This window comes from Occultella gossypii (genome assembly GCF_019947135.1).
GTDB lineage: Bacteria > Actinomycetota > Actinomycetes > Actinomycetales > Beutenbergiaceae > Occultella > Occultella gossypii.
Window position 1 is genome coordinate 17364 of record NZ_JAGSHT010000018.1, and the last position, 17926, is coordinate 35289.

Annotated in this window: 11 protein-coding genes; 4 read left to right on the forward strand and 7 right to left on the reverse strand. The window is 70.6% G+C overall.

The features are described 5' to 3' along the window. Positions 1–19 precede the first annotated feature (19 nt). The 7 genes from KCQ71_RS18950 to KCQ71_RS18980 form a co-directional block, all read right to left on the reverse strand. Positions 20–1555: an RNB domain-containing ribonuclease gene (locus KCQ71_RS18950; protein ID WP_223408814.1), complete on the reverse strand. Its 1536-nt coding sequence runs from the start codon at positions 1553–1555 to the stop codon at positions 20–22. 65 nt (positions 1556–1620) lie between these two features. Further along, positions 1621–2175 carry a hypothetical protein gene (locus KCQ71_RS18955; RefSeq protein ID WP_223408816.1) on the reverse strand — a complete coding sequence of 185 codons (555 nt, stop codon included), beginning with the start codon at positions 2173–2175 and terminating at the stop codon, positions 1621–1623. Between the two features lie 67 nt (positions 2176–2242). Continuing rightward, positions 2243–2602: a sterol carrier family protein gene (locus KCQ71_RS18960; protein WP_223408818.1), complete on the reverse strand. Its 360-nt coding sequence runs from the start codon at positions 2600–2602 to the stop codon at positions 2243–2245. Positions 2603–2825: 223 nt separating this feature from the next. Next, positions 2826–7694 carry an ExeM/NucH family extracellular endonuclease gene (locus KCQ71_RS18965; protein WP_223408820.1) on the reverse strand — a complete coding sequence of 1623 codons (4869 nt, stop codon included), beginning with the start codon at positions 7692–7694 and terminating at the stop codon, positions 2826–2828. Positions 7695–7887: 193 nt separating this feature from the next. Next, positions 7888–8913, reverse strand: a complete 1026-nt coding sequence (gene rsgA, locus KCQ71_RS18970; RefSeq protein ID WP_223408828.1) for a ribosome small subunit-dependent GTPase A — start codon at positions 8911–8913, stop codon at positions 7888–7890. 85 nt (positions 8914–8998) lie between these two features. Continuing rightward, the gene (locus tag KCQ71_RS18975) at positions 8999–10405 is read right to left on the reverse strand and encodes an NAD-dependent malic enzyme (protein ID WP_223408830.1); all 1407 of its coding nucleotides are present in this window, start codon (positions 10403–10405) and stop codon (positions 8999–9001) included. A gap of 120 nt (positions 10406–10525) precedes the next feature. After that, positions 10526–11563 (reverse strand): LacI family DNA-binding transcriptional regulator, encoded by a 1038-nt coding sequence (locus KCQ71_RS18980; RefSeq protein WP_223408832.1) that lies wholly within the window; start codon positions 11561–11563, stop codon positions 10526–10528. A gap of 211 nt (positions 11564–11774) precedes the next feature. Between KCQ71_RS18980 and KCQ71_RS18985 the strand changes: the two genes are divergently transcribed. From KCQ71_RS18985 to KCQ71_RS19000, 4 genes are all read left to right on the forward strand, one after another. Further along, a complete protein-coding gene (locus KCQ71_RS18985; protein ID WP_223408834.1) occupies positions 11775–14189 on the forward strand; it encodes a beta-xylosidase/alpha-l-arabinosidase in 2415 nt (804 codons plus the stop codon). After that, the gene (locus KCQ71_RS18990) at positions 14186–15220 is read left to right on the forward strand and encodes an ABC transporter permease (protein WP_223408836.1); all 1035 of its coding nucleotides are present in this window, start codon (positions 14186–14188) and stop codon (positions 15218–15220) included. The genes KCQ71_RS18985 and KCQ71_RS18990 overlap by 4 nt, the downstream gene beginning before the upstream one ends. After that, positions 15214–16140 (forward strand): carbohydrate ABC transporter permease, encoded by a 927-nt coding sequence (locus KCQ71_RS18995; RefSeq protein ID WP_372454061.1) that lies wholly within the window; start codon positions 15214–15216, stop codon positions 16138–16140. Before KCQ71_RS18990 ends, KCQ71_RS18995 begins: the two co-directional genes overlap by 7 nt. A 72-nt stretch (positions 16141–16212) precedes the next feature. Beyond that, entirely contained in the window at positions 16213–17883 is a 1671-nt protein-coding gene (locus tag KCQ71_RS19000; RefSeq protein WP_223408838.1) for an ABC transporter substrate-binding protein, read from the forward strand. Positions 17884–17926 lie beyond the last annotated feature (43 nt).

The window sequence follows — 17926 nt, forward strand, 5'->3', positions numbered from 1 at the left end:
CTCCGGAGCAGGGACTTCGTCAGTCCGCGACGAGTTCGAACCGGACGTCGCGTGAGCCGGGGTCCGCGACGGTCAGGCGAACTCGCACCGACTCGCCGAGCGGGAGGTTCACGCCGGTCACCGTCGCGCGGATCGCCGGGTCGGCGAGCACCACGGTGCCCTCCTGCGCAACGGCTGGTACGACGGCGACGCTTGCGTCCGTCGTCTCTGCGGCGGCATGGGCGTCGGCTCCGCTGCCGCCGGTGCTGTTCGTGCCGTTCCTGCCGTTGCGGCGCTCGTTCAGGTCGACGATCACGCCGTCGAACGTCTCCCCCACCTGCGGCTGCAGCAGGACGGCCTCGATGAGGTCCACGCAGGCCCGCTCGTAGGAGTTCGCGCGCTGACCGGACCGGTTCATGATCTTGGGCAGTCCGGGCAGGGCCTCGCGCACCCAGTCCGGCACGTCGGTCCCGGCTGTGGCTGCGAGGCAGACCTCGAGCCCGTACCGGTCCACCAGCCGGCGCAGCGGTGCCGTGACGTGGGCGTACTCGGCGGCGATCGCGGCGTGCTCGGACGTCGGGGGCAGGTCGCCGTCGAAGGCGAGGTAGCCGGCTCCCCGGAAGAGTGACGTCGCCTCCTGGGTGAACGCGGCGTGGGCCGGGACGCCTCCGTCCAGGGGCGCCAGCACGTCGCCGTAGGACGCGTCCGCCGGCCAGTCGATGCCGAGGCCGTGGGCTGCTCGGCGCAGCCGCTTCACGTCGCGCGGGTCGGCCTGCTCCAGGGTGCGGAAGATCCCGGCCCGCTTGCCCCGCATGAGGCTCGCCGCGGCGATCCCGGTGAGCAGGGAGATCTGCGCGTTCCACTCCTCCACCGGCAAGGTGGCGCGATAGGAGAGGCGGTAACCGCCGTCGTCGACGTCGACCTCCTGCTCGGGGATCTCCAGCGACACCCCGCCTCGGGCCTTCTCCCGCTCCTGGCGCAGCCCGCCGACCACGGCCAGCAAGGCAAGGGAGTCGCTCGCGGTGCCGGCGTCGATGCGCTCCTGGACCTCGTCGTAGGTGAGCTGCTCGCGGCTACGCACGCGCGCCCGGTAGACCTTCGCCGACGCGATCTCGCCGGTGGCATCCAGGGCGATCTCCCACAGGCAGGCCGGCCGCTCGACATCCTCGAGCAGGCTCGCGGCACCCTCGGAGAGCACCGGCGGGTGCAGCGTGACCGAGCCGTCCGGGCCGTAGAACGTCACGCCCCGGTCGGCCAGCTCGGTGTCGATGGCGCCGCCCGGTGTCACGAACGACGCCGGGTCCGCGATCGCGTACCGGACCAGGTAGCCGTCCCCCTCGCGGGACAGGTGCAGCGCCTGGTCGAGGTCCTTCGCGCCGGGCGGATCGATCGTCACGAACTCGACGTCCGTGGCATCCACCCCACCCGTCGGCGACGCTGCGGCTGCGGCCTCGGCCTCGGCGACCGCCTCCTCGCTGAACGGTCCGGGGACCTCCAGCTCCTTGCGGATCTCGGCGAGCGCCGGTCCCACGGTCTGGGTGGCCGCGGAATCGAGGTGAACGGTACGACGGGGCACGTCGGGCTCCTCTGGATCGGGTCGGTGCTGCGGTGCTCCAGCGCGACCGCGGCACAGGGCCGCGCTCAGTGCTGGTCGGCGTCCAGGTGACGCTTGCTGGTCCGATCCAACAGCACGGCGATCAGGCACGCGACCAGAGCGCCGAACGGGGCGAGCATCGCCATCAGCACGATGAACATGCCACCCCGGTCGAGGTACTCGGTCGGTTCGCCGAACCGGGACAGTGCGAAGGCGATGATGATCCCGAGCACGATGCCGAAGCCGACGAACCGGCCGAACCGTGGCGCCCGCCGGACGCGGCTCCGGTCGGCGATCGCGGCCAGGTCGAGGGAGGTGGTTTCGGAGACCTGCTCGGCCGAGCCCGCCCAGGCCGGCGGCGGTTCATCGGCGGCAGGGTCGGCGTCCCCGGCTGCGTCGGCACCGTCCACGGCAGCAGGCCCAGCCGGGTCGGCGCCGTCGTCGCGCTTGTGGGCGACCACGTCGGAGTCCAGCACCGCCGGCGGGTCGACGGGCGCCTCGGCGCCCTCCTCCGCAACCGGGGTGGGCGTGACCGAGGGGACGGGCGGTACCGGCTCCCGTTCGCCGTCGGGCTCGTGATCGCCCTGTTCCAACGTGCTCATGCCTGAGACGTTACCCCGCGCGGAATGGGACCGGAGAACCCGGCAGCGGTCCGGTTCGGCAACCCGTTCAGAACAGCGGGAGCACCGCACTCAGGTCGGCACGCTGCCCGGAGGCGCGGACCCGGCCCGATGCGACGCCGTCGGCCCAGGTCAACTCGCCCGTGGCCAGCCCGAGCCAGGTCTGCGGATCCATCTCCACCACGTTCGGCGGGGTGCCGCGAGTGTGCCGTGGCCCCTCGATCGCCTGCACCACTCCGGCAGGTGGGACCCGCACCTCGACCGAGTTGCCGGGCGCCACCTCGCCGAGTTCCTCGAGGCTGTACCGCACCGCGGTACGCACGTCGGCCGGCGCGGCCTGCGCGCCCTCGGCCCGCCACGCGGACAGTGCCGCCTCGCCCTGCTCGGTGCCGATCCGCCGTCGTGCCATGGCAGAGAACCTACCCGGCCCACCGCCATCCCTCGGCCCGGTTCCCACCGCCGGGCCCGCCGCGCGAGCGTGCGTCGATGCGGCGCACCCGCCTCTTGCGCCGCAGAACGACACCCTCGCGCGGCCTGAACGACCGAACGCCCGGCCCCCACCTCGCGGTGTGGGACCGGGCGTCCGGCTCTGCCTACCGGGCTAGGACCTCAGGAGGCCCAGCCCGGGCTCATCACGGCCACGGCCACCACGGGAAGAGGAGCTTCAGCAGCGCCCAGAGGAAGCGGGCGAACGCCTCCCACGGGGACGATGGCTCCTCGGGCTCCTCGTCGGCCACCACCGTGACGGTGGTGGTCACCGAGGTCCCGTTGTCATCGCTGATGACCAGGTCGACGGTGCCCTCCAGACCCTCCGGCACGGTCACCCGCACCTGCGCCTGGCCGACCTCGTCGGTGGTGTCCACGATGGCCGGGTCCACCGCGGCAGTGCCGACCTGCTGACCGCCGAGGGTGATCACGACCTCCGCCGGAACCGGCTCACCGGCCGAGAAGGCCAGCGATGACAGGTCGAGGGCGATCTCGTCACCGGCCGCGTACTCGGCCGCCGGGTCGGAGACCCAGTTGACGCCGACGGCGCGCTGACTGTAGTCCGGCGAGGCCGAACCGAACTCGGCCATGTAGTCCACCATGGCGACGAGGTCGCTCTGGCCGGAGTCGGCGGTGTTCGTGCCCTCGGCGAGGGTGGCGAAGTTGTCTCCACCGGAGGCGAGGAACGAGTTCACCACGACCGTGTACTGCCCGGCCGCGTCGATCGGCTCGCCGTTCAGGGACAGGTCAAGGATCCGCTCACCGGCTGCGGCGTCCGGGTCGTAGGTGTAGGTGAGCCCAGCCGAGACACCCAGCCGCAGGAACGGCCGGGACGCGGTGTCGGGCTGCCACTGCTCCTCGAGCACCTGGGCGAGCTGGTCACCGGTGAGCACGGTGGTGACCAGGGTGTTCGCGAACGGCTGGACGATCGCCGCCTCGCGGTAGGTGAGCACGCCGTCGCCCTCGTTGCCGGAGGCGGCGTACGTCATGTCCGCCCGCAGACCGCCCGGGTTCATGAGCGCGATCTGCGCGTTCGGGTTGGTCCGCTGCGCCGCCCAGAGCTGGACGTCCGCCACGAAGTTCCCCAGCGTGGACTCGCCACCGCGGTTCTCCGAGCCGTCGCTCTGACGGGCCCGGTTGAAGTCCGCGGTGATCTCGCCGAGTGGCACGGCCCCGAGCTCGTCGGCGACGGCCACGGCCTCGTCGATGATCTCCTGGACCGCCGGATCACCCTCGCAGAAGGTCTCCCGCGGGATCGGCGGGGTGGCCCGCGGGTCACCGGGGACGGGGACCAGGTCCACGTTCTCGGCTGTCGCTGCGGTGACCTCGCCGGTGGCCCGGTCCACGGTCAGGGCCAGGTTGCCCATGGCCTCGCCGTACTGGCCGGTCTGGGTGACCCACATGCCATCCACGTCGTGCGTGTAGGCGGTGTGGGTGTGCCCGGAGAGGATCGCGTCGATGTTGGAGTCCGCGCCGGCGACCAGGTCACCGTACGGCGTGCCGTCGGCGCTGGCCAGGTCCGGGGAGGGCGCGCCGTCGTGCACGAGCACCACGATCACGTCCGCCTCACCGTTGGCTTCGTCCCCGTCGGAGAGCTGTGCCGAGTAGGAGTTGACCGCCTCACCCATGTCGCTGAAGGTGAGGCCCTCGATGCCGGCCGGGGAGACCAGAGCCGGCATCTCCTCGGTGATCGCACCGATGAAACCGACCGAGATGCCGTCGACGTCGAGGATCGTGTACGGGTCGTACACCGGGTCACCGTTGGCGTCCACGATGTTCGCGGCCACGTACGGCCAGTTCGACGCCGGGATCACCCGGTCGTTAACGTCGTCCTGCCCCTGGTCGAACTCGTGGTTGCCGAACGCCGAGACGTCCAGGCCGATCGTGTTCAGCACATCGATCGTGGGCTGGTCCTGCTGGATGAACGAGGTGAACGTCGACGCCCCGATGCTGTCCCCGGCAGAGACGAACAGGGTGTTCGGGTTCTGCGTGCGGAAGCTGTCCACCGCACAGGACAGGACCGCACCTCCCGCCGACTGGCCGTTCGCCTCGATCCTGCCGTGGAAGTCGTTGATCGAGAGGAGGTTGATGTCCACCGTGGGGGTGGCCGTCTCCGGCACGTCGATCCCGACGATGATCGGGTCGTGGTCCGAGGCCCGGAACTGCGTCCCGGCCTGGAAGTGCTCGCTGGCGAAGTAGTTGTAGCGCGAGTACTCCGCGAGCACCGATTCGGCCGAGTTGATGCTCCACACATCCACGCCGGTGACCTGCTCGAGTGCGGACGCGTTGGCGAACACGTGGTCGAGCGAACCGACCTTGCCGTCGAAGACGTAGGTGGTCTCGTCGGTGTTCAGGTTGGTGTAACCGGCGTCCTCCAGCGCCACGACCGGGTTCTCCGCGCCGTAGGAGTTGAAGTCACCGAGCAGGAAGATGTCCTCCACCTCGGCGGCGTCGGCCACCTCCTGCGCGAACGCCGTCAGCGCCTGCGCCTGAGCCACCCGGTCCGCGTCGAAGCAGCCCTCCGGCAGGTCGCCACAGTCGCCTCCCTTGGACTTGAAGTGGTTGGTCACGGCGACGAAGGTGTAGTCGCTGCCGACGGCGGTGAACGCCTGGGCGAGCGGCTCACGAGCGTTGTCGAACGCCGCGGACCCGGTCAGGACCACCGACTCACCGGCGAGCTCGACGCTCGCGGGCCGGTAGATGAACGCGTTCCGGATGACGTCCTGCTCGGCGAGGTCCGGAAGCACGGCCGGCGAGGGCGCGAACGCCCAGGTGCCGGCCCCGGCGTCGGCGTTCAGTGCGTCGACGAGGGCCGCGAGCGCGGCGTCCCGGTCCTGCCCGAACTGCGCCGAGTTCTCGATCTCCTCGAGGGAGACCACGTCGGCACCGAGCCCGTTGATCGCCGCGACGATCTTGTCCTGCTGACGCTGGAGGTTCTCGGCGTCCCAGGCGCCGCGGGCGTCACAGCCGGTGTCGACCGTGATCGGGTTGCCGTCCCGGTCGGTGTAGGGCTGGCAACCGGCCAGGTCAACACCGAGGGTGGTGAAGTAGTTCAGGACGTTGAAGGTGGCCAGGGTCAGGTCGCCGCCCACATCCGCCGGGGTGGCGTTCGCCTCCTGGGTGTTGCCCGTGTTGAACAGCACCACGTCGTCGGCGTTGCCGTCGACCGGGGCCGTCGGCTGGAAGTTCCACTGGAACCGGTAGTCGACGATGACCGGGCTGGCGAACGTGAGCCCGGCGCCGGTACGCACGTTCGGCGCTCCGGTGAGGTAGGGCACGTTCGCGCTGGTCGCGGTGCGGGCGGACTGCCCGTCGTCGAGGGTGATGGCGCGGGCCGCGTTGTCAGCGGCGACCGCGTCGAACTCGGGCGTGCCGGGCAGGGCGACGTCCGTCTCCTGCACGAGCGGGCCACCGAGGCCGAGCCCGATCGAGCCGAACGCGGTGGTACCCCAGCCGCCGAGGGCGTAGGTGTCGGAGACGACGTAGTCGGCCACAGGGGCGACGAGCATGCCCTCGAAGACCTCACGCTCGGCGTCGCTGCCGGGCAGGGCGAACGCCTCGATCGGCTTGACCGCCTCGGCCGGGGTGTCCAGCACCACGGCGCCGCCGGCTCCGACGGTGATCTCGGTGAGGCCGTTGAACTCCACGACCGTTCCGGTCACCTGGACGTGGTCACCGATCTGAACGGAACCGACCGTTGCGCCGGAGAACACGAACACGGCGTCGGAGGCCGTGCGTGTGCTCGGGTCGGCGTCGCCGCCGCTGCCCGCGGTCTGGAGGTAGTAACCGTTGAAGCCGCCGGTCGGGTACGCGGCAGTGACCACACCGGTGGTGGTCACGGTCTGACCGGCCACCGGGGAGGCGTCGCCGGTGCCCTGGATCTGCGCGATCGTGTGGGTGTCCTCGCCGGGCTCCCCCGGCTCGCCCGGGTCCTCGGCGGTGTTGATGGTGCCGAAGGAGCTCGTCGCCGGGCCGGTCCAGACGCCGTCGATGAGCTGCAGGGACTGACCGATCGGGGTGGAGCTGGCCTCGCTGACGCCGATGTCGGTGCCGGTCACCCCGGCCGCCGGTCCGTTGTTCGCGGTGAAGGTGCCCTCGTAGGTGAGGAACTCGACGAGGTTGCCGTCCGCGTCCACGAGCGCGACGCCGTCGGGCGAGCCGTTCTGGACGCCGTCGGTCGGGTAGTTCACGACCAGCACGCCCGCGTCCGGCACGACGCCGCCGACCGGGTCGGTGTCGTAGCTGCTGCCGCCGTTGCCGTTGTACAGGACCAGGGTCCAGCCGGTCAGGTCCGCCCCGACCGTTGCTTGGACCTCGATGGCCTCGCCGGTGTCGGCGCCGGCGTTGTCGTAGTGGATCTCGCTGATGAAGGCTTCGACCTCGGGCTCCGGCTCCGGCTCCGGGTTCAGCGCGCCCTGCGTGCCCGCGACCGGGCCGGTCCACGTGGTGCCGATCCGCTGCAGGGTCAGGCCGCGCTCGGTCTCGGTCTGCTGCACGGCGAGGTCGGTGCTGGCCAGGCCTGCCGCCGGGCCATCGGCCGCCGTGATGGCTCCGCCGTAGGAGAGGAACTCGACGACGCCGCCGTCGGGGTTCACCAGGGCGACACCGCCGGTGCCGTTGACGATGGACTCGGAGCCGTAGTTGACGACGACCGTGCCGTTGCTCGCGGAGCCGCGGACGTTCGAGGTGTTGTAGGCGACGCCGTCGGCGCCGTAGAGCACCACGGTCCAGCGGTTCAGGCTGGTGCCGGCCGGGGCCTGGATCTCGATGAACTCGCGGGCGTCGGTGCCCGCGTTGTCATAGTGGATCTCGCTGATGAAGATCGACCCGTCGGTCTGCGCGAAGGTCGCGGCACTCTCATCCCCCGAGGAGAGTCCGGCCGAGGCGCTGCTGGGGTCGTCCTGTGGTGCGGCGAACGCGGGGACCGCGGCGCCGAGACTCGCGAGTGCGAGTGTCGTGATCGTTGCTATCGGGCGGAACGCATGCCTGCGTCCGCCCCTGGAGGATGGTGACATGTGGGGGCATCCTTTGTGTGATTCAGATAACAGGGGTACCCGGCACGGTAGCGCTCCCGGGTCAGGGCCGGAAGGGATTCGGCGTCCCCGGCGGGTGAGTTCACCGCGGGGTCATGGAACGTTCAACCGGCTCGTGGTGCTCGATGGTCGCGGTTCATCCGCGTCCGTGCCGGACCGCGTCGCCCGGCGCCGGTCAGCGCCGTGATTTGATCCGCGACGCCTCCCGGGCATCGCGACCGCGGGTACGCACCTGCCGCCGCTGCTCGGCGGCGATCCGGTGGTCCGCACGGGCGGCCTGACGGCGCGCCTCGCGCTGGAGCTTGCGCCAGGACTCGAAGCGTCGCTCGCTGAGCTCCCCGGCATCGAGTGCCGCGACGACGGCGCAGCCCGGCTCCCGCTCGTGCGCGCAGTCGTTGAACCGGCACAGTTCGACGAGGGCGGCGATGTCCTCGAAGGTGGCCGCGACGGCCTCCTCTGTGGCCACGATGCCCACCGACCGCAACCCCGGGGTGTCGATCAGGAGGCGACCACCGGGCAGCGGCACGAGTTGACGGTGCGTGGTCGTGTGCATCCCGCGGCCGTCCCCGCGGACCACACCGGTGACCATCACGTCCGCGCCCGCGAGCGCGTTGACCAGCGTCGACTTGCCGGCACCGGAAGGACCGATCAGCACCAGGGTCTGCGCCTCCCCCAGGTGCACCTCGAGCTCGTCGAGCCCGGCACCGGTGCTCGCGCTGATGGCGACCACGCCGACGCCCGGAGCGACGGCGCCGGCCTCGGTGACCCAGTGGGCCGCGTCCGAGACCAGGTCCGCCTTGGTCAGGACCACCAGTGGGATGGCGCCGGAGCGCCACGCGATGGTGAGCATCCGTTCCAGGCGGCCCAGCGACGGTGCCGGCTCGAGATGCTCGACGATGACCACCACGTCGACGTTCGCGGCGATCACCTGCTCAACGGACGTGCGGTCCGACCCGTCCCGGGCGAGCTCGCTCGTCCGGGGCGCGACCAGCGTCCGGTCGCCGTCGACCACCACGCGGTCCCCGACGGCCGGGTGCAGCGGGTCGCCGACCACGGCCGGCAGAGTGCCGTCCCGGCCGGTGGCGATGGTCAGTTCCGCCGGTTCCTCGCCCGGACCCGCCGCGGGCAGCAGGACGGAGACCGAACCCCGGTCCACCCGGGAGATCCGGCCCTCGTCCGTGCGTGTGCCATCCTCGTCCACACCATCGACGGTAGGCAGACCGGCAAGGGAATTTGCCGTGGGCCCACGCGGGCACCCGGCGCAACGGCGCGCGGACGGCCGTCGATCAGTCCGGTGCGACCGCCGTCGGATCGGCCTCGGCCGCCGCCTTCACGGCGGCCGCGATCGCGGTGTGCAGGTTCGGGTGGAACACGCTGGGGACGATGTAGGTGGCGTTGAGCTCATCAGCGGTCACCACGCCCGCGAGTGCGTGCGCCGCGGCGAGCAGCATGTCATCGGTGATGCGCGTCGACCGGGCGTCCAGCAGGCCGCGGAACACGCCGGGGAACGCGAGGACGTTGTTGATCTGGTTCGCGAAGTCGCTGCGGCCGGTGGCGACGACGGCGGCGTGCCGGGTCGCGATCGCCGGGTCCACCTCCGGCACCGGGTTCGCCATCGCGAACACGATGGAGTTCGGGGCCATCGCGGCGATGTCCGCCTCCGTGAGCAGGTTGGGTGCGGAGACCCCGATGAACACGTCCGCGCCGACCATGGCCTCGGTCAGGGCGGCGCCGTACCGGTCCCCCTGGGTGGCCTCCGCGATCCAGGCGAGGGTCGGCTCCAGGTTCGGCCGGTCGGCCCGGATGATGCCCTCGACGTCCGCGAGCACGACGTCGCGCGCCCCTGCTGCGAGCATCAGACGCAGGATCGCCGAGCCGGCGGCGCCCGCCCCGGACTGCACGATCCGGACGTCGCCGATGTCCTTGCCGACCACCTTGAGCGCGTTCGTGAGCGCGCCGACGGCAACGATGGCGGTTCCGTGCTGGTCGTCGTGGAACACCGGGATGTCGAGTTCGGCGCGCAGCCGGTCCTCGATCTCGAAGCACCGCGGCGCGGAGATGTCCTCCAGGTTGATGCCGGCGAACACCGGCGCCACGATCTTCACGGTCCGGACGATCTCCTCGACGTCCTGGGTGTCCAGGCAGAGCGGGAACGCGTCGATCCCGGAGAACCGCTTGAACAGGGCGGCCTTGCCCTCCATCACCGGCAGCGCTGCGATCGGGCCGATGTTACCGAGGCCGAGTACGGCCGAACCGTCCGTCACCACTGCCACCGTGTTGCGCTTGATGGTGAGCCGGACCGCGTCCTCGGGGTGGGCGGCGAGCTGTTGCGAGACCCGCCCGACGCCCGGGGTGTAGATGAGCGAGAGGTCGTCGCGGTGACGGATCTGCATCTTGGGCTGGATCTCGATCTTGCCGCCGAGGTGGGCGAGGAACGTCCGGTCCGAGACCCGCCCGATCGTCACGCCCTCGACGGTGCCGAGCGCCTCGACGATCCGGGCCGCGTCGTCCTCGCCGCCGGTGGCACAGGTGACGTCCACCTGGAGGCGGTCGATACCCGAGGCGGAGACGTCGACGGCCGTGACGACTCCCCCGGCCTCCTCGACGGCGGTGGTGATCGAGCTGACCGCCGCCGACCGGGCCGGCATCTCCAGTCGAACCGTGATCGAGTAACTGACGCTGGGTGCACTCATCGCCTGCAGGACCGCCTTCACCGCGCTCGGAGGGAGTTGCGCCCCACGTCGTCGATCGGAGCGCCGTTCGCCATTGTGCCGCAGCCACTCCGCAGTGGCAGCCGCGGCTCGGCGGGGGCGTCAGCCGAGCGGAGCGGTGGAGCGGCGCACCACCAGTTCGGCGGCGAGGTCGAGGCGCCGGTTGATCGGCGCCTCACCCCTGGCGATGCCGAGCAGCATCCGGGTGGCGGTCGCGCCCATGTCGTAGAGCGGCTGGTTCACGGTGGTCAGCTGAGGCACGACCCACTCCGCCAGCGGCAGGTTGTCGTAACCCACCACCGAGACGTCCTGCGGCACCCGCAGGCCGAGTTCGTCGGCTGCTCGCAGCACCCCGAGGGCCTGCATGTCCGAGCCCGCGAAGATCGCCGTCGGGCGGTCCGGCAGTCTCAGCAGCTCCATCCCGTACCGGTACCCGCCGTCGACGCTGAAGTCGCCGTACCTCGTCAGCCCGGGGTCGAGCGGGATGTCGACCTCGTCGTGGGCGGTGCGGTAGCCGTCCACCCGGGCCCGGCTGCACAGCACGTCCGCCGGCCCGCTGATCACGGCGACCCGGCGGTGGCCGAGTTCGAGCAGGTGCCGGGTCGCGCTCAGCCCGCCGCTCCAGTTGTTCGAGCCGACCGTGGGTACCCCGGCCGGCGGCTCCCCGTCGGTGTCCACGACCAGGAACGGGATCGAGCGGCTCTCGAGCTGGTGGCGCTGCTCGCGGTCGAGTCCGGACAGGACCAGCACGACCCCGAGCGGGCGCCGCGCCAGGACCGCGTCGAGGAGTTCCTGGGGCGGGCGGTGCTTGCCGCCGAGCTCGGAGAGCACCACGCCGACGTGCTCGGAGGCGGCGACCGCCTCGACACCGCGAATGATCTCGATCGCCCAGGGCGAACCGAGCTGGTGGAAGACGAGGTCGATGAGCGCGGGACCGGGAGAGCCGTTCGACCGTCGACGCCGGTAACTGTTCCGGGCGAGGACCTCCTCCACCCGCTCACGCGTCTTCTGGGAGACGTCCGGCCGCCCGTTGAGCACCTTCGAGACGGTCGGCACCGACACCCCCGCCTCGGCGGCGATCGACGCGATCGTCGCCTTGCCGCGCGGGGCAGGCGACTCAGGACCCGACGACTGCGCCATGACTGACCTCACTCCTACCCGCAACTTTCGCTGCGACGCTACCACCTGACCCGACCGGACAGGCAACTGTTTCCGTTCCGTGATGCACCAGCCGTTGACACCGCTCACATCGTCGACTTAAGGTCGCCATCACAAAGTATCGGTGCAATTCCGAAAGTTTCGCGTCGAGGCATCGCTGCCGAGACCCACAGCGCGGTGGAGGAAGGTCTCGATGACCACAGAGATCTCAAGAGGGGCGGCCGGGCCGCCCGGCACGGCCGAGTCGGTCCACCCCTGGAACGACCTCCGGCTCTCCGGCGCCGAGCGGGCCGACGCCCTCATCGCCGAGATGACGCTCGAGGAGAAGATCGGGCAGCTCGTCGGCCTGTGGGTCGGCGCGGATGCGTCCGGTGGCGGGGTCGCCCCGCACCAGGCGGATATGACCGGCACCGGCCCCGCGTGGGCGGACGTGATCGACGGTGGCCTCGGGCAGCTGACCCGTCCGTTCGGGACCGCGCCCGTGGAACCCACGGCCGGAGCCCGCTCGCTCGCAAGTTCGCAGCGGGAGATCATGGCCGCGAACCGGTTCGGGATACCGGCCCAGGTGCACGAGGAGTGCCTCGCCGGCTTCGCCGCCTGGCAGGCCACCGCCTACCCGGTGCCGCTCTCCTGGGGCGCGACGTTCGACCCGGGCCTGGTGGCCGAGATGGCGACGCTGATCGGGGAGTCGATGCGCGCCGTCGGGGTGCACCAGGGCCTGGCCCCGGTCCTCGACGTCACCCGTGACTATCGCTGGGGCCGCACCGAGGAGACGATCTCCGAGGACCCCCAGCTCGTGGCCGAGATCGGCTCCGCGTACGTCCGCGGACTGGAGTCCACCGGGATCGTGGCCACGCTCAAGCACTTCGCCGGCTACTCAGCCTCGCGGGCCGGCCGCAATCTCGCCCCGGTCTCGGTCGGGCCGCGCGAGTTCGCCGACGTCATCCTGCCCCCGTTCGAGGCGGCGCTGCGCGAGGGCGGGGCCAGGTCGGTGATGCACTCCTACACCGAGATCGACGGCGTCCCGTCTGCCGCCGACGAGCGCCTGCTCACGGGCCTGTTGCGGCAGGAGTGGGGCTTCGAGGGCACCGTGGTCGCGGACTACTTCGGGATCCGGTTCCTGGAGCGGCTGCACCGGGTGGCGGCCGGGCCGGGCGAAGCAGCCGGCCTCGCGCTGCGCGCGGGGGTGGACACCGAACTGCCGAGCGTGGACGCCTTCGGTGCGCCGCTGCTCGAAGCGCTCCGGGCCGGCCGGGTGGAGGTCGCGCTCGTGGACCGGGCCCTGCACCGGGTGCTGCGCCAGAAGATCGACCTCGGCCTCCTCGACCCCGACTATGCCCCTGAGCCCGTGGGCATCCAGGACACCGGCGTCGACGCCGGCATCCTCGACACCGCGGCCTCACAGGACGTCGCACTGCGTCTGGCCCGCGAGGCGGTCGTGCTGCTCAGTAACCCGGGTGGCATCCTTCCGCTCGCGCCTGGGGCGAGGGTCGCCGTCGTCGGCCCGCTCGCGGACGAGGAGATGGCGATGCTCGGCTGCTACTCCTTCCCCGCACACGTGGGCGTCCAGCACCCCGAACAGCCGATCGGCCTGGACATCCCGACCGTGCGGGCCGCGCTGGCCGGCACCGGGCTGGACGTGAGCTACGCCCGCGGGTGCGACGTCACCGACCCCGAGCCCGGGGGCCTCGGCGAGGCCGTCCGGGTCGCCGCGGCGGCGGACGTCGTCGTGGTGGCGGTCGGGGACCGCGCCGGACTGTTCGGGCGCGGCACGTCGGGCGAGGGCTGCGACGCCGAGGACCTGCACCTGCCCGGCATCCAGGCTGATCTGATCGAGGCCGTGCTCGCGACCGGCACCCCGGTGGTCCTGGTGCTGCTGACCGGTCGCCCATACGCGCTCGGCGCCTACGCCGAGCGCGCGGCCGCGATCGTGCAGACGTTCTTCCCGGGCCAGCTCGGCGGGCGGGCGATCGCCGAGGTGCTCACCGGGGCGGTCGCGCCGTCCGGCCGGCTACCGGTGAGCGTGCCCCGCCGCCCCACCGGCGGTCCGGGCACCTACCTGACGGCGCCGCTCGGCGCCCGCTCCGGCGTCTCGAACCTGGACCCGACGGCGTTGTTCGGCTTCGGCCACGGGCTCACCTACACCTCGTTCGAGTGGGAGTCCGCGACCGTGGTGGACGAGGCGGGCGCAGCCGGCGCCACCGACTGGGACGTGGCCGGCGACGCGACCGTCGAGGTGACCGTGCGCAACACCGGTGACCGCGCCGGCACCGAGGTCGTGCAGCTCTACCTGCACGACCCGGTCGCACAGGTGACCCGCCCGGTGCAGCGGCTGATCGGCTTCGCCCGGGTGCCGCTCGACGTGGGCGCCGCGGCCCGGGTGCGTTTCACCGTGCCCGCGGACCTGACCTCGTTCACCGGGCTGGCGGGCCGACGGCTCGTCGAACCGGGCGACGTCGAGCTGCGGCTCGCCCGCTCGAGCGCGGACGTGGTCGCGGCGCTCGGCCTGCGGCTCGTCGGAACCGAACGCGAGACCGGACCCGACCGCGCACTGAGCTGCGACGTCGTCATCGAAGAGGCCGACCTACCCGCGGAGGTGACCCCATGACGATCCGGGACCCGCTCGCCCCCGAGAGCGCACCCGCCGAGGCAGCGACCGCCGTCGCCGTCCAGGAGCCGGCCGGCAGCGGCCGTGCCGGCACGCGCCGTACGGGCGGCCGCCGCGCAGGAGGCGGCAAGGTCACCTGGCGGCAGGCGCTGCGCAAGGACTGGCGCCTGTACACGTTCCTCGTGCTGCCCGTCGTCTTCCTGATCATCTTCCGGTACGTGCCGATGCTCGGGAACGTCATCGCGTTCCGCCGGTTCCGACCGGGCGGCTCGATGTTCGGCGACGAGTGGGTGGGCCTGTACTACATCGAGATGTTCATCAACGACCCGACGTTCTGGCGGGTCTTCACCAACACGCTGATCCTCGGGGCGCTGACCCTGATCATCGTGTTCCCGCTGCCGGTCGTCCTCGCGCTGCTGCTCAACGAGCTGCGCTCACGCAAGTTCAAGCGGTTCGTGCAGACCGTGACCTACCTGCCGCACTTCATGTCGATCGTCATCGTGGCCGGCATCGTCCTCCAACTGACGTCGCTGAACGGCACCATCAACCAGATCCTCGGTGCGATCGGTGCGGAGCAGATCTCGTTCATGCAGGAACCGTCCTGGTTCCGGCCCATCTACGTCTCGTCCGAGATCTGGCAGACGGTCGGGTGGGGCACGATCCTCTACCTGGCCGCGCTGACCACGATCGACGACCAGCTGTACGAGGCGGCCCGGATCGACGGCGCGAACAGGTGGCGCCAGACCTGGCACATCACGCTGCCCGGCATCCGCCCGACGATGGTGGTGCTGCTGATCCTGAACATCGGCACGTTCATGGCCGTCGGGTTCGAGAAGGTCCTGCTCCTGTACAACCCGCTCATCTTCTCGACGGCGGACGTCATCTCCACCTACCTCTACCGGGTCGGCATCCAGTCCGGGAGCTACTCCTACTCCACGGCCATCGGCCTGTTCGAGGCACTGATCGGCCTCACCCTCGTAATGTCCGCCAACGCGATCTCGCGCCGAGTCGTGGGGAGTTCCCTGTGGTGACCACCGATCCGATCCAGGCCGTGCCGGACGTCGCGGCCGTGCGCCGGTCCACGACCGCCATCAAGGACACCCGCGGGTACAAGGCGTTCAGCGTGGCGAACGTCGTGGTGCTCACCCTCATCTGCGCGCTCACGCTGTACCCCTTCATCAACCTGGTCGCGAAGGCGTTCAGCTCGGAGGGATTCATCATCGCCGGCCAGGTGAACCTGATCCCCCGCGGGTTCAACATCACCACGTTCGCGGCGGTGCTCAGCGACGACATGTTCTGGATCAACTACAGGAACACGGTCATCTACACCGTGGTGGCCACCGCCATCGCGATCGCGATGACCACCACGTTCGCGTACGCGATCTCCCGCAAGGAACTGAAGGGGCGCCAGTTCTTCATCGGGCTCGCCGTGTTCACGATGTTCTTCAGCGGCGGTCTGATCCCGAACTACCTGCTGATCAACGAGCTCGGATTCAAGAACACCATCTGGGCGATCGTCATCCCGAACGCGATCAGCGTCTTCAACCTGCTGATCATGAAGTCGTTCTTCGAGAACTTCCCCGCCGAGCTCGAGGAGGCGGCCGCGATCGACGGCCTGTCCACGTACGGGGTGTTCTTCAGGATCGTGATCCCGCTCAGCAAGGCGGTGCTGGCGACCATGGTCCTGTTCTACGCCGTGGCGTTCTGGAACTCGTGGTTCAGCGCCTTCCTGTACCTGGACCGGGCCGAGCTCTACCCGGTCACGGTCTATCTACGGAATCTGCTCGCGGCCGCCACCGGCACCGAGGGCCTGGGCTCCGACGGCGCGCAGATCGCCGCCAATGTGCAGTCCGTGACGATGGTGCTCACCGTGCTGCCGATCATCTGCCTCTACCCGTTCATCCAGAAGTACTTCGTCTCGGGCGTGATGCTCGGCTCGGTCAAGGGCTGAGTCGCGTCCGTTCCCCCCACCCCCGCAACAACCGACCGTCGGATGCGACGACGCACAACCCCGGAGGAAACAATGAGTAGGAATGCAAGGAAGGCCGCCGCCGGCCTGTTGACCGCGGCGCTGGCCATCACGCTCACAGCGTGCAGCTCTGACGGCGGCGGCGAGGGTGAGAACGGCCCGGAGCCGGGCGAGCTCGACGACAACATGGTCGGCGCGATGGAGGACTACGGCATCGGCACCACGTTCGTAGCCACCGAGCCGATCGAGTTCTCCCTCCTCTACCGCGACCACCCGAACTACCCGTTCAATGAGGACTGGTCGATCCTGCAGCACCTCGAGGCGGACAACAACGTCACGTTCGACTTCGTCAACGTGCCGCTCTCGGACTGGAACGACCGCCGCTCGCTGCTGATCAGCGCCGGTGACGCCCCGATGCTGATCCCGTCCACCTACAACGCGGACATCCAGCCGTTCACCGGCAGCGGCGCCGTGCTGCCGATCTCCGAGTACCTCGACTACCTGCCGAACTTCGCCGAGAAGGTGGAGGAGTGGGGCCTGCAGGAGGACCTCGACCTGCTCCGCCAGGAGGACGGCAACTACTACCTGCTGCCCGGCCTGCACGAGAACCCGAAGCCCGGCTACTCGATCGCCATCCGGGCAGACCTGTGGGAGGCCGCCGGGATCACCGAGGACCCGGAGACCTGGGATGAGTTCACCGAGCAGCTGGAGATCGTCAACGAGGCCTTCCCCGAACTCGCCTACCCCTACTCCGACCGCTGGTCGGCGAACGGGCCGCTGGAGGCCACCCTGCAGGCGGCGTCCGGAAACTTCGGCACGGAGGCCGGCTGGGGCTACGGCGACGGCGTCATCTGGGACCCCGAGGCCGAGGAGTACGTCTACACCGGCTCCTCCGACGGCTACCGGGACCTGGTCACCTACTTCGCCGACCTGGTGGAGCGGGGGCTGCTGGACCCGGAGTCGCTCACCCAGGAGGATGACGCCGCCATCGCGAAGTTCACCTCCGGCCAGTCCGCCGCGATCGGCGTCAACGACCAGGAGATCCTGCGGTACCGCCAGGCCTTCGCCGACGCCGGGAACACCGAGGCCGAGGTGCGCTACCTCACCGTGCCGGCTGGTCCGGCCGGCAACATCATGGACGCCGGGACCGGCGGCCGGTTCGAGTCCGGGATCGCGTTCTCGGCCGACGCGGCCGACTCGCCGAACTTCGTTGCCATGCTGCAGTTCGTCGACTGGCTGTACTTCTCCGACGAGGGACTCGAGTTCGCCAAGTGGGGCGTGGAGGGCGAGACCTACAACACTGCCGCCGACGGCACCCGCACCCTGGTGGAGACCATCGACATCAACGGCCTCAACCCGGGCGCACCCGAGGCGCTGAACACCGACTACGGCTTCCACAACGGCGTCTGGATGCTCAACCACGGCGCCACCGCGGACCTGGTCCAGTCGATGCTGCGCCCGGAGGTGGTGGACTTCCTGGACGCGATGAACGAGAAGGACGTCGCCCCGAGCGGGCCGGCGATCACGATGGATGAGATGCAGCGCGAGCAGGCGTCGCTGCTGCAGACCGCCCTGCAGGACAACGTCATGCAGAACACTGCGGCGTTCATCCTCGGTCAGCGCTCGCTCGACGAGTGGGACGCCTACGTCGCCGAACTCGAGGCGGCCGGGATGTCCCGGTACGTCGACCTCGTGAACGAGGCCGCCGACGTCACGACCGGCTGATCCGGCCACTCCCGAGTCACCCGTTGCGTCGCCGCCCGGCACC